Here is a 12,848-nt window from a genome sequence, read left to right on the forward strand (position 1 = left end):
ACCCGGTGGACGGTCCCCTGGCGGGCGTCCGGGTCCTGGAACTCGGAAGCTTCGTCGCGGGACCGTTCGCCGGGCAACTCCTCGCCGACATGGGCGCCGAGGTCGTCAAGATCGAGAGCCCCGGCGACGGCGACCCCATGCGGCGCTGGGGGACCATGGTCGACGGCCGCAGCGTGTGGTGGTCGGCCCTGGCCCGCGGCAAGCGCCTCGCCGCGATCGACCTGCGCCGCCCCGAGGGCCGCGCGGTGGCCCGCCGCCTCGCGCTGGGCTGCGACGTCGTCATGGAGAACTTCACTCCGGGGCGGCTGGAGCAATGGGGCCTGGGCTACGAGGAGTTGAGTGCCGAGAACCCGCGTCTGGTGATGACGCGCGTCTCCGGCTTCGGCCAGACGGGCCCGCGCGAGCGACCCGGGCTTCGGCAAGCATCGGCGAGGCCATGGGCGGCCTGCGGGAGCTGACCGGCTCCGCCGACCGCCCCCCCGGCCCGCGCCGCGCTGTCGCTCGGCGACCAACTGGCGGGCCTGTTCGCGGCGTTCGGCACGGTCGCCGCCCTGCGGCAGGTCGAACGCGACGGCCGCGGCCAGGTCGTGGACGTCGCGTTGTACGAAGCGGTCTTCGCCCTGACCGAATCCCTCGTCTCCGACTACGAGTTGACGGGCTACGTACGCTCCCGCTCCGGCGGCGGCCTCCCCGGCGTCGCCCCCTCCAACGCGTACCCCACAGCCGACGGCCGCATGGTGATGATCGCCGCCAACTCGGACCCGATCTTCACCCGCCTCGCCACCGCCATGGGCCGCCCCGAACTGGCCGCCGACGAGCGCCACGCCACCCACGTGGCCCGCGGCGCCCGCATGGACGAAGTCGACGCCTTGGTCGCCTCCTGGACCAGCACCCTCGACTTCGACACGATCGGCACGGCCCTCGCCGAAGCCGCCGTCCCCCACGGCCTCATCTACCGCGCCCCCGACATGCTCGACGACCCGCAATACGCGGCCCGCGGCATGATCCAACGCGTCCACGACGCCGTCCTCGGCCGCGACGTCCCCATGCCCGGCGTCGTCCCCCGCCTCTCCCGCACCCCGGGCCACATCCGCTGGGCCGGCCCCGACATCGGCGCCCACACCCACGAAGTCCTGGCCGAGGCCGGCCTGACCCCCGAGGAACGCGAGGCGCTGGCCGACCAGGGCATCACCCCGCCACTCGGTTAACGACCAGTCAAAACCCCAAGGCGCAGCGGGCGTTCGTCACCGAACGCCCGCCTCCTCGCGCGGTCAGTCACGCGTCACACCATCAGGCCAGATGACGCGGACAGGAACCCCCACCCGCTCCGCGTACGCGACTACGTCGGCGGTACCGCCGTAACCGCGTGCAGGCTGCCCATCCCAGACGGCGAGCAGTTCGTCGACCAAGCCGACCAGAATTTCGCTTCCGGCCATGTGAGCCTGTTCCGTCGAGTCGGTGATACCGGTGTAGTGGGTGTCGGTGGCTGCGGCGAGAAGACGGTCGTAGTCCGCATAATGCGCGTCAGGCAGCCCCGCGCGGTATCGCTCTGCGGGGATGACCACTTCAATCCGCCCACGTCGAGCCAAGACCGCGTCAGGCCACCAGGTATCCGGCCCATCGGCGATACAGGAGACAGCGACGAGTTCGGCCGGATCGTACGTCGCCGCCACGTCAGCGAGTTCTTTCCTGACAAAGGCGGCGACATCGCCACCGAGCCCGCGATGACCAGTGATGCCTACACGCATGATGCTCCTCAAACGCAGCGCGAACGATCACTCGAAACCCGACCGTTCCCGGCCATCGAGAGCGATACCGTTCCAAGCGTCGACGTTGGACGGAGACCAGCATGGGTCACATGAGCGCGGATTCGACACACCACGTGGGTGCGCGCATTGCCCGGTTCAGGAAGCAGCGGGATCTGCTCCAGCAGGGACTCGCCATGCGCGCCAATGTCTCCAAGTCACTGCTGTCCAAGGTCGAGGCCGGGCACCGGCCGGCGTCGCCCGCGTTGATCGCCGCGTGTGCACGCGCGCTCGGTGTGACCACGTCCGACCTCCTCGGCCAGCCGTACACGGACGAGTTGCGTCGCGACCGCCTCGACGCTCTCATCCAGCCGATCCGGGTGGGCATGGAGAACTGGGACGTTCCCCACGACGACCACCCCCGGCCCCGCCGAATCGGGGAAATCACCGCAGACGTGCGGCTGCTGCTCACGCAGCGGCGAGAAGCCGACTACATGCCGATGGCACGCGATCTGCCCGGAGTGATCGACGAGTTGGTCCACGCGATCCACACCACGTCGGGTGAAGACCAGCGTCAGGCATACGAATCCATCGCCGGTGCCTTCCGGTGTGTCTTCACCCTCGCCTGGAACTTCGGTTACCTCGACCTGGCCACGGTCGCCCTCGACCGCATCGCCCTTGCCGCACCGCACGCCGACGAGCCCGGCCTCACGGCGATGCACGCGTACCTCCGGGCTCAGACCGTACTGTCGTCGGGCCGGTACGACGTCGGCTTGCGGGTTGTCGACCGGGCGCTACGTGACCTGGGCGGGCAGGATGCGCGTCGCCCTGAAGGCGTGCTGGCATTGCAGGGAAGCCTCCACCTCCGCGCGGCCGTACTGGCCGGCCGGGCAAAAGACGTCGACGCGGCGAAGGCCCGTCTCACGGAGGCCCGGACGCTTGCGTCGGCCACAGGCGAGCTGGCCGATTACGGGCTGACCTGGGGGCCACCGAATGTCGGCGTGCATGCGGTGGCCATCGCGTGCGAATTGGACCAGTGGGACGAGGCGATCCGCTTCGCCCGAGATGTGCGGATCCCCCAGGGCTGGTCTCGGTCGAGGGCGGCTCATCACTGGATGGACTTGGGACGAGCACAACTTTGGGCCGGGCACGCGGCGGAGTCGTTGCGGTCACTGGAACGAGCACGCAGGGTCGCGCCTCAGCAAACGCGCTACCACCCGACGGTTCGGGAGACGGTGCTCGCGCTGAAGCGACGCGAGCGGGTGCGCAGCGGAGCGCTCTCCGAGTACGCGCGGTGGGTCGGCGTGTAACAGGTTCGCCGCGGCGGGGAGTTGCACTTGTTCGTGCAACTCCCCGCCGTTCTGTATCGGCACGCTGACATGCAGTGACCCCCGCGAACGTGGTCGTGTGCGTCTACCACACCGCTGTCACCGCGCACTTCACGCCACAGGCTCGTGCCGCACACCGCGCTCTTCTGCACGAACTCTCCAGCCAGCGGCGCATCTTGTGGCTCCGGGCCGAACCCGGCGAAGAACCACGCCTGCGCTTCACCGACCTGGCCCACCGCCGCGCCACGGCCGAGATCGCCCTGGGCGACTACCACCCGCACGGCGCTTGGCTGAACTGGCACCACCACGGCTGACGAGCAAAGGCCGGGCCAGATGGCCCGGCCTTTGCTCCCCTTGCCCCGAGCCCAAGAGACCCTTGGGGCCGCGCGGCGAAGTCCCGCTTCTGGGCGGCCTGTTCGGGTCAGTCTTCGGTGGGGGCGGTGTCGTTGCGGAAGACTTGACCGCCCTTCATGACGAAGCGGACGTTTTCCGTGGTGGTGATGTCGGCCAGGGGGTCGCCGGGGACCGCGATGATGTCGGCGAGGAGGCCGGGTTCGAGGCGGCCCCGGTCGTCGGCGTCGATCAGGTCGGCGGCGACGGTGGTGGCGGAGCGGATGGCCTGGAGGGGGGTCATGCCGCGGTCGACGAGGGCGACGAGTTCCTTGGCGTTGCGGCCGTGCGGGATGGCGGGGGCGTCGGTGCCGCAGGCGACCTTGACGCCCTTCTCGATGGCCCGGGTGATGGTCAGGCGCGACTGGGGGAAGACCTCCGCGGCCTTGGCCTGGAGTTCGGGGGCGGCGTGCGAGACGTCCATCGCGTCGGCGAGGTAGGTGGTGGCGACGAGGAACGTGCCGTTCTCGACCATCATGTCGAGGGTTTCGTTCGTCGCGAGCGAGCCGTGCTCGATGCAGTCGATGCCCGCCTCGATCGCGTTGCGCGTCGCCAGGTCGCCCATGCAGTGCGCGGCGACCTTGAGGCCCGCGCGGTGGGCCTCGTCGACGATCGCGGCCAGTTCCTCGTTGGAGTACTGCTGCGCGCCGGCCGGGCCGGTGTGCGACATGACGCCGTTGGACGCGCATGTCTTGATGACCTTGGCGCCGTGCTTGATCTGGTAGCGGACCGCGTGGCGGATCTCGGCGACGCCGTTGGCGATGCCTTCCTCGACGGTCAGCGGCATGATGTGCGGCGCGAAGGCCTGGAACATCGTCGGGTCGAGGTGGCCGCCCGTCGGCGTGATGGCGTGGCCGGCCGGCACGATGCGCGGCCCTTCGATCCAGCCGAAGTCGATGGCCTTCTTCAGCGCGACGTCCAGCAGCAGGCCGCCGGTCTGCACGAACAGGCCGAGGTTGCGGACGGTCGTGAAGCCCGCGCGCAGCGTACGCCGGGCGTTGGCCACGGACCGCAGGGTGCGCAGCGCGGCGTCGTCCTGGACGGGGTTGAGCGGGCTGCGGTGGTCCGGGCCGCCGAGGAGGAGGTTGACCTCCATGTCCATCAGGCCCGGGATCAGCGTCAGGTCGCCGAGGTCCACGACGACCGCGTCGTCGGGGACGGTCTCGGGTGCGACGGCGGTGATGCGGTCACCCTCGACGAGCAGTTCACCCGGTGTGACGAGTTCCCCCCGGTCCACGTCGAGCATGCGGGCGGCGCGCAGCAGGATCGGATGCTGGGGTGCGCGGGGGCGGGGCATGGGCGAACTCCTTTGGCGTCGGGGGAACTCGCGCGCCGGCGGAGGCGGCCGAAGAGCACGGCCGCACCGCGTCGCGCGCCGCCGCGGGCCGATCGCGGTCTACGCGGTGGGCCCGGCGCGCGGTCGGCGGTTGCCGCCGCCGCGCGGCCGAGGTGTCCCCGCGAGAAATGGTGGGCGCCCGCCCGCGCACGCCGACACCGGGTCGGGGGCGGAACGGGCGGTGGACCGTCGCCGTGGGGCGTGCCCCGTCCGCGTGGACGGCGGCACGCTCCCGCGCCGGCGGCGACGGTCGGTCAGACGGGCGGGGGCCATGGCCGGCATGGCCCCGCGCCGTGCGTTCGGTGCGTCAGATGGCGGGTTCGACGATGCAGTCGACCATCGAGGCGCCGCTGTCGGGGACGCGCGCCTGGCGCCACACCTCGACCGGGAACGTCACGTTCACCAGCGAGCAGAACAGGTACGTCAGGTTCCTGTCCTCCTCCGAGATGTCCTCGAGCGACACCGTCTTCAGATACGGCACCGCCGCCTCGAGACGCGGGAACGCCTCGTCGTAGAACGCCTGGAGCTCCTCCATCGACGACGCGAGGCGCTTCGCGTAGCGCTCCTTCTCCGTCGGCAGGATCCAGTCCGCGAACTTCTCCAGGTCCGCGTACTCCGCGGGCAGCAGGTTGCTCATGATCGGTTGTTCTCTCCTCGTCAGGGATTCCGGAAGCCGGTCGGCACTCAGGCCGACGCCTGCTGCTTCTTCTTCTCCGCCAAGTGCTCGGCGACGTACGCCTGCGCCGTGTTGTGCAGGTGGCGCAGCGCGATCTCCTGGTCGTTCAGCGGGAACTCGGTCACCGCACGCGACTCCAGCATCGTCTGGGTCGCCTCCAGGGTGTTCGCGTCCTGGAGCGCGTACTCCTTGAACGTCACCGCCGCGAGCTCGTGCTGAAGGCGCTCGTACGCGTTGGTCGGCGGCACGAAGTACAGCGAGCACTCGAAAGTGTGCGTGTTGACCGACGTCGGCCAGTAGTGGTACGTCAGGTACCAGTTCGGCTTCCAGATGAGCAGCATGAAGTTCGGGAAGAACAGGAACGAGTCCTCGCCCCACGCCTTGTGGCCGGTCGGGTTCAGGCCCTTGGGCAGCTCGCCGACGTCCGGCGCGTCCCACTTGCCGAACAGGCCGCTGCGCAGCAGGCGTTCGATGGGCTTGACCATCGACTCGTCCTTCGGCGGGGCCATGCCGCCCCACGAGGAGACGAGCGAGTGGGGGCCGTCCACGTCGTACGCCAGCGCCTCGTAGCCGACCTCGCGCAGCTTGCGCGACTCGTCGTCGACCGCCTGCTTCTGGTGCAGGATCGGCGCGTGGTAGAACTCCATGAACGCGTCGATGAAGAGCTTCCAGTTCGCGCCGATCTCCGCGCGGTACTTGTAGACCTCGGTCATCTGGTCGAACGGGTAGCCCTCGATGCCCTTGCCGAAGCGGGCGAGGTACTCGGCGACCGGCGCGGCCTCGTCATCGTAGTTGATGAAGATGAAGCCTTCCCAGACCTCGGCCTTGATCGGCGCGAGACCGAAGTTCTGCTTGTTGAGGTCGAAGAACTCGCCCTCCTGCTGCACGAACGTCAGCTCGCCGTCCAGCTGGTAGCGCCACCCGTGGTACTTGCAGGTGAACTGCCGGCAGCTCCCGGAGACCTCCTCGCGCGGGAAGTCGTTCCACACCAGCTTGTTGCCGCGGTGGCGGCACACGTTGTGGAACGCGCGGATCTCGTTGTCCTGCCCGCGCACCAGGATGACCGACGACTTCGCCGCCGCGATCTCCTTGGTGAAGTAGCTGCCCACCTTCGGAAGCTGCTCCACGCGGCCCACGTTCAGCCAGGTCTTCTTGAAGATCGCCTCACGCTCGGCCTCGAAGTGCTCCGGCGAGATCGAGTCTTCGTACGACCTGGGGGCCGTGTCGATCTTGAAGTGCTCGGTCCAACTGCCCTCGGCGGGCTTCGGGAAATGTGCCATGGGTCTGATCCTCCGGTCAGGTCGACGGCCACACGATAACACCAGTAGCAAGAAATGAGAATGCCATTACCACCCAGCTCGGGGATATTTCCGCCCAGGGGGAGCGAGAGGATCACACCACCGATTGCGGACACGCGCGTGGCCCCGGCCGAGCCGACGGTGTCGACGGGGCCGGGGCCACGAAAGCGGGTGCCGCCCGGACGGAAATACGCCGTGCGAACTGCGGTGCGCCGAGGGTTTGTTGGGCCTGCGCGGGAGATAGGAGCCGCACGGCCGCCGACACGTCGGCGGCCCGTGGCGACGACGCGCCCCCTCCGGCGGGGAGCGGACGCGCCCGGAGAACTAGCGCAGCGCGCCGACGGTGTGGAACACCTCCATGCCCTTGACGTCCACGTCGGCCGTGACCGCCGCCGCCACGAGGGCCTGGGCCTTGAACGCGCGGGCGGCGTTGCTCGGGCGGTACGGCATCGCGAAGTCCGCCACGTCGTCCGCGATGCAGCCGTCGTCCCAGATCCTGACGTTCTCCAGGCCGTCGGCGAGAGCCGCGCGCAGCCGCTCGCGCACGCGTATGTCCGACTCGTACAGCTCCGCCGCGACCGCCACGGCCTGCGGACGCCGGCCCTGGGCGGGTGCGGCGAGCGCGTCCTCCAGGTGCATCGCGTGGGCGCCGAGGATCTGCAGCGGGCGGGCGTCCGCGAGGTCGGCCGTCAGCACCAGGACGTCCCATCCCGCGCTCACCTGGTCGAAGAGCCAGCCCCCCGCGAACCGCACCACTTCGGCCATCGTCGGCGCGGCCACCACCAGGCGGTGCCTCAGCTGGAGGGGCCCGGCAGGGACAACTGTCGGACCAGCGATCCGGTGTACTCCCGGAACACCTCGGCCAGGGGAATCGAAGGGTCGAGGAGCCATGCTGTCTCCATTCCGGTGATGAAAGCCACGATCTCCACCGCTTTGACGGCCGGATCGAGGTCGGTGCGGTAGATCCCCGCGCGCTGCCCCTGCCGGATCCGGTCCGCGACGGATTCGCGTGCGGACGCGTACCGTCCCGTCAAGCGGTCGTGCAACGGCGCCTCCGGATCGAGGTTCTCCATGAGGAGCACCCCGAACATCCCCACCAGCTCCGGGGCGTCCTCGAACCGTTTCGCGACCCGCTGGAGCTGGTCGACGATGTCGGTGGAGCGGTCGACCTGTGCGTCGTCGTAGGTGTCGCGGGCGTCCAGCGCCGCGTGGAGCAGTTGTTCCTTGGACGCGAAATGGTGGAGCAGCCCGGCCGGGCTCACGCCCGCCGCCCGGGCGATCTGGCCGAGGGTGATACCGCGCCAGCCGTGGCGGGTCACGAGTTTCTGGGTCGCGGCCAGAATGCGCTGGCGGCGGTCCTCGCCTTTCGCGCGGAGAGCGGCGTACGGCCGTTGATCGGTCACCCGTCCCCCTCTCGAACCAACCTACTGAACGTAAATTAGGTCAGTTTCCGACACGTGACAAGGTTCATCCGCCGTTAATCATCCGGCCGCCCGAGAAGGTGGCCCGGACCAGGTCGCCGGAGAGTTCCCCGAGGGCTTCGCGCAGGGGCGTCCGCACCAGGCACAGATCCGCCGGCTCGCCCACCCGGACGCGCCGTTCGCGGGCCGGTGCACCGGGCTCGCCCAGGAAGAGACCGAGCGCGGCCCGGGGCGACAGCGCCTCCTCCCGGTCCCGCGCGACGGCGGCGCGCATGACCGCCCACGGGTCGGAGGTCCCGTACGGCGCGTCGGTGCCGGCCGCGACAGGGACGCCCGCCGCGACCAGCGACCGGCAGCGGTACAAGTGCGGGCGGTCATCGGGGTCCACGTCCCGGGCGTACTCGCGACCGCGTTCGACGGGGAAGTGCGGCTGCGTCACGACGGTCACGCCGAGGCGGCGCACCCACGCGATCGTCTCGTCCGGGATCACCGAACCGTGCTCGATCCGGTCGCCCGCCACGGGCCCCGCGTCGTCGAGCGCCAGCAGCGTCACCAGCAGCTGCACCCGGGTCACGCAGTGGACCGCCACCGACTGGGGCCGCAACGCCGCGATCGTCGCCGCCAGTTCGTCGGGCGTCGGCAGCGTGGCGTCGTCGAGCATCAGCTTGGCGGGCGCGTCCGGTCCCATGATCACGACGTGTTGCGGCAGCACGGCCAGCAGCGCGGCCAGGTCCTCGCGGGGGTGCGGATCGGCGTTGGTGAAACCCGAGACGCCCAGTTCCGCGGCGCGGCGGCCCACGCCCGCGAGGTCCAGGCGCACGGGCGGCACGAAGTCGCGCAGCCGGGTGTCCTCGCGCCAGAAGCGCCCGTCGCCGCGCAGTCCCGCCGCGTGCAGCGCCGCGCTGTTCCAGACCCACAGCGCCCCGGTACGGTGCTGCACGCGCACCGGCCGGTCACCGGCGAGCGCGTCGAGCACCCACCGGTCGAGGTCGCCGGCCACGCTCTCGTGGTAGCCGGTGGCCCGCACCCACTCCCCCGGCGGCCCGGACCGCAGCGCCGCACGGAACCCGGCCCGATCACGGACGTCGGCGGGCCCGACCCGCACCGACGCGGCCTCCGCGGCGAGCGCGGCGAGGTGGATGTGGTGGTCGTGCAACCCTGGCAGCAGCGCCCCGCTCCGACCGTCCACCGCGACCGCCCCACGCAGCCCCGCCCCGATCTCCACGATCCGCCCGTCCCGAAGCCGCACATCGACCAGCCCGGCCCCTTCGACCTCGACCCGTGTGAGGAGGACGGACGAACCCTCCGCCGCGGGCATGTCGGCCCGGTCCCGGTCGGCGTCGTCCGCAGAGGCGTGCGTCACCGCCGGGCCCCGCCCGGGGTCGTCGACAGGGCCGCGGGTCACGGTCGTTCTCGGTGGTCGGCCGGGCCGACGCGGCGCGCGGGCTCCGGCTGTGCGGCACGCGGGCGCTCCCCGGGGCCGGTGTCGGGGCGCGCGCGGGCCGCAGGCCCCTCGCCCGCGGCGGATTCCGCACGCGGGTCGCCGGTCGCGTGCTCGGCGAGTTCCGCCGCACACCCGGTCATGGACGCCGCGACCAGTTCGCCGCCGCCCCGGGCCAGCGACCGGGCCACCGCGCGGGCCGCGTAGATGCCGGTGACCGGGTCGGCGATCGCGTCGCCGAGGAAGAGCGGGTCGCCGTGTGCGTCGCGGTCGACCAGGCCGGCCGCGACCGCGGCGTCGTCGCCGAAGGCCACGCGGTCGTCGTCGCGGCCGTAGCCGGTGATGCTCAGCCAGACCCGGCCGGGCCGCGCGGCCAGGAACTCCTCGGCGCGGACCCCGAGTCGGCGCAGCGCGCGCGGTCGGGACGCCTCGATCACGACGTCGGCCTCCGCGACGACGCCCGGCAGGTCACCGCTCGCGAAGTCGACGACGCGGCTGTCGTGGCCGTCGTGCAGCCACCGGTAGAAGTCCGGCGAGCCGAGCCGGGCGCCGTCCGGTCGCAGGGTGCTCTCCACCTTGAGCACGTGCGCGCCCGCCCGGCCGAGGAGACGCGCGCACAGCGGTCCGGCCCACAGCGCCGACAGGTCGACGACGCGCAATCCCGCCGGTTCGCGCGGGGCGGTCTCGCCGAGTCGTTCCGTACGTACCGCCGGACGCCCGTCGCGGGCCGCGCCGAGGGCCGCCGCGGCCATCCCGAGGAGCTGCGCGGCGTCGGCGACCTCCGCCGAGGGGACGCGGCGGACGGCCTCCGCCAGCTCGGCATCGGTCTCGGCCGGCGACCCCGTGCCGCCGGGTGCCCCCAGCAGCGCGAGCAGCGCCGGAAGCGCGGCGATGTCGTCGGGGCGGGCCAGGTTGACCGCCGCCCAGCCGTCGGCGGTCGCGAGCAGCCGGCAGGATCCGTTCGCCGACGTGCGGCCCGGCGCGGGGAACCCGGCGACCTCCGCGCGCAGGAACAACGCGGCGGGCACGTCGACCGGGACCCCGGTGAGGCCGGTGAACTCCCCGGCCGCGCGTTCGAGGGGCGCCAGAAACCGTTCGACCGACCGGGTCCAACGCCCGAGAATGCCGCTCTCCATGCATCGCATGGTAGGCCGCACCCGGCCGATCGTGACGCCCGCGCACGCCCCCGGCGGAGCCGACGGCGCCGCGGACGGCGAGACCCCCGCCCACGGCGTCGCGGACGTCCGCCACGGCGGACACGCGGAACCCGCAAGCGCGGCATGCCCGTTCGGTCGGGCCGGCCGCGGGCTCGCGCGAGCGTCGCCGGGCGCCGGGCATCGGCCGCACTCGCCGTGCCCACGAGGTCCGCCGGAGATGGCGGAACCGTCCACGGCCCGCGTGGTGCCGCGGGCGCCACCGGGATCCGCCGATCGCCTACCGATCCGGCCCCGGGGCCGCGGAGCCGTTCTCCCGACGCCGCCGTGACCGGCCCCGGCGAACCGCGCCGTATCCTCGGCCTATGCGGGCGCCCCGAACCTCGTTCGGGCCGCCGAGGCCGCCCGGCCCACGCCCCCGGCCGCGTCCCGCCGCCACGACCGAGGCACCGAGTCGACCGGGACCGCCCGGGCAAAAGCGCGGCCCCCGGGTCGACCACGCCGCCGCGCGGTCGGCCCGGGGGCCACAATGCGGTCCGTCGCCTACTTCGCGGCGGCCGTCGCGGCGCGGGCGCGGGAACGGAAGGCCTCCAGCTTTTCGGAGGGGTCGATCACGCGCTTGCTCCGCGACTGGATGCTGATGTCATGGCCTTCGGCCTTCGCACGCAGCGCACCCACCGTGGCCTCCTCGCGGGGGATGTGGGTGAACGGGTCGAAGGAGTACCAGCGCATCGCGTTCTCGAAGGTCATCTTGTTGATGTCCTCGTCCGGCACACCCGCCGCCTGGAAGTCGTTCCACAGCTCCTCGGGGGCGTTCGGCCACATCGAGTCGGAGTGCGGGTAGTCGCATTCCCACGTGATGTTGTCGATGCCGATGTCGTGCCGCAGCTTCACCCCGAGCGGGTCGGAGATGAAGCACGTGAGGAAGTGCTCCCGGAAGACCTCGGACGGCAGCTTGCCGCCGAAGTCCTGCATGGTCCACGTCGCGTGCATGTCGAACGTGCGGTCCACGCGCTCCAGGAAGTACGGGATCCACCCGGTGCCGCCCTCGGAGAGCGCGATCCTGATGTCCGGGAAGTCCTTGATGACGCGCGACCACAGCAGGTCCGCCGCGGCCGACACGATGTTCATCGGCTGGAGCGTGATCATCACGTCCGGCGGAGAGTCGACGGCCGGGATGGTCAGCCGGCCGGACGACCCAATGTGGATCGACACGACCGTGTTGGTGTCGCAGCACGCCTTCCACAGCGGGTTCCAGTACTCGTCGTGGAAGCTGGGGTAGCCGAGCGCCGCGGGGTTCTCCGTGAAGGTGAGCGAGTGCACGCCCTTCTTCGCGTTGCGGCGCACCTCTTCGGCGCACAGCTCGGCATCCCAGATCACCGGCAGGCCCATCGGGATGAAGCGCCCGGGGTGGGCGCCGCACCACTCGTCGATGTGCCAGTCGTTGTACGCGCGCACCAGGGCGAGGGAGAAATCCGTGTCCTCGGTGGCGAACAGCCGGGCCGCGAAGCCGGGGAACGACGGGAAGTTCATCTGCGCGAGCAGGCCGCCCGCGTTCATGTCCTTGACCCGTTCGTCCACGTCGTAGCAGCCCGGCCGGATCTCGTCCAGGCCCTGGGGCTCCAGCCCGTACTCCTCCTTGGGACGCCCCGCCACCGCGTTGAGCGCCGCGTTCGGGATCACCGTGTCGCGGAACTGCCAGACATCGGTGCCGTCTTCCCGGTGGACGAGGCGCGGGGCCTCGTCCTTGTAGCGCTCCGGGAGGTGGTTCACGAACATGTCCGGCGGCTCGATGACGTGGTCATCGACGCTGATCAGGATCATGTCGTCGCGTTGCATGGGGTCTCCTTCGTCGGAGGCGGGCCGGCTGTCAGTCGGAGGCGGGAAGCGGCTTGGCCGCCTTGAGCGTCATCGGCTCGCCGCCGTACGTCAGCTCGCCCGCACCGGCGAAGGTGCAGAGCAGTTCGAGCGTGTCGTCCGCGTTGACGTAGCGCTTGCCGAGGACGGTGTCGGTTCCGTCGGCCGCCGAGGCGGCCGGCACGGATGCCGCGGGAACCAA

General features: G+C 71.3%; 12 protein-coding genes and 1 pseudogene. 3 read left to right on the forward strand and 10 right to left on the reverse strand.

Annotated features, from left to right (window positions below; genetic code table 11):
• The first annotated feature begins 5 nt into the window (after nt 1–5).
• A pseudogene (locus LO772_RS06095) lies at nt 6–1,208 on the forward strand (CaiB/BaiF CoA transferase family protein).
• 63 nt (nt 1,209–1,271) lie between these two features.
• On the opposite strand, the gene LO772_RS06100 reads toward LO772_RS06095, so the two are convergent.
• Nucleotides 1,272–1,748, reverse strand: coding sequence for a hypothetical protein (locus LO772_RS06100; protein ID WP_231777337.1), 477 nt, complete (start codon nt 1,746–1,748; stop codon nt 1,272–1,274).
• 110 nt (nt 1,749–1,858) lie between these two features.
• Here LO772_RS06100 and LO772_RS06105 point away from each other — a divergent pair, with 110 nt between their 5' ends.
• The gene (locus LO772_RS06105) at nt 1,859–3,055 is read left to right on the forward strand and encodes a helix-turn-helix domain-containing protein (protein WP_231777338.1); all 1,197 of its coding nucleotides are present in this window, start codon (nt 1,859–1,861) and stop codon (nt 3,053–3,055) included.
• A 74-nt stretch (nt 3,056–3,129) separates the two neighbouring features.
• Nucleotides 3,130–3,387, forward strand: coding sequence for a DUF2332 family protein (locus LO772_RS06110; RefSeq protein WP_231777339.1), 258 nt, complete (start codon nt 3,130–3,132; stop codon nt 3,385–3,387).
• Between the two features lie 107 nt (nt 3,388–3,494).
• Here LO772_RS06110 and LO772_RS06115 read toward each other — a convergent pair whose 3' ends face one another.
• The 9 genes from LO772_RS06115 to LO772_RS06155 all read right to left on the reverse strand — a co-directional run bounded on the left by LO772_RS06115 (nt 3,495) and on the right by LO772_RS06155 (nt 12,830).
• Nucleotides 3,495–4,760: a metal-dependent hydrolase family protein gene (locus LO772_RS06115; RefSeq protein ID WP_231777340.1), complete on the reverse strand. Its 1,266-nt coding sequence runs from the start codon at nt 4,758–4,760 to the stop codon at nt 3,495–3,497.
• A gap of 346 nt (nt 4,761–5,106) precedes the next feature.
• A complete protein-coding gene (locus LO772_RS06120; protein ID WP_231777341.1) occupies nt 5,107–5,436 on the reverse strand; it encodes a hypothetical protein in 330 nt (109 codons plus the stop codon).
• Nucleotides 5,437–5,483: 47 nt separating this feature from the next.
• Nucleotides 5,484–6,755: an aromatic ring-hydroxylating oxygenase subunit alpha gene (locus LO772_RS06125; RefSeq protein WP_231777342.1), complete on the reverse strand. Its 1,272-nt coding sequence runs from the start codon at nt 6,753–6,755 to the stop codon at nt 5,484–5,486.
• A gap of 342 nt (nt 6,756–7,097) precedes the next feature.
• Nucleotides 7,098–7,553 (reverse strand): hypothetical protein, encoded by a 456-nt coding sequence (locus LO772_RS06130; protein WP_231777343.1) that lies wholly within the window; start codon nt 7,551–7,553, stop codon nt 7,098–7,100.
• 14 nt (nt 7,554–7,567) lie between these two features.
• The gene (locus LO772_RS06135; RefSeq protein WP_231777344.1) at nt 7,568–8,176 is read right to left on the reverse strand and encodes a TetR/AcrR family transcriptional regulator; all 609 of its coding nucleotides are present in this window, start codon (nt 8,174–8,176) and stop codon (nt 7,568–7,570) included.
• 64 nt (nt 8,177–8,240) lie between these two features.
• The gene (locus LO772_RS06140) at nt 8,241–9,599 is read right to left on the reverse strand and encodes an amidohydrolase family protein (RefSeq protein WP_231777345.1); all 1,359 of its coding nucleotides are present in this window, start codon (nt 9,597–9,599) and stop codon (nt 8,241–8,243) included.
• Nucleotides 9,596–10,771: a CoA transferase gene (locus LO772_RS06145; RefSeq protein WP_231777346.1), complete on the reverse strand. Its 1,176-nt coding sequence runs from the start codon at nt 10,769–10,771 to the stop codon at nt 9,596–9,598. Before LO772_RS06145 ends, LO772_RS06140 begins: the two co-directional genes overlap by 4 nt.
• A gap of 561 nt (nt 10,772–11,332) precedes the next feature.
• Nucleotides 11,333–12,628: an amidohydrolase family protein gene (locus LO772_RS06150; RefSeq protein ID WP_231777347.1), complete on the reverse strand. Its 1,296-nt coding sequence runs from the start codon at nt 12,626–12,628 to the stop codon at nt 11,333–11,335.
• Between the two features lie 31 nt (nt 12,629–12,659).
• Complete coding sequence (locus LO772_RS06155; RefSeq protein ID WP_231777348.1) at nt 12,660–12,830, reverse strand: hypothetical protein; 171 nt, start codon at nt 12,828–12,830, stop codon at nt 12,660–12,662.
• Nucleotides 12,831–12,848 lie beyond the last annotated feature (18 nt).

The sequence above is a fragment of the Yinghuangia sp. ASG 101 genome, assembly GCF_021165735.1.
Classification (GTDB): Bacteria; Actinomycetota; Actinomycetes; order Streptomycetales; family Streptomycetaceae; genus Yinghuangia.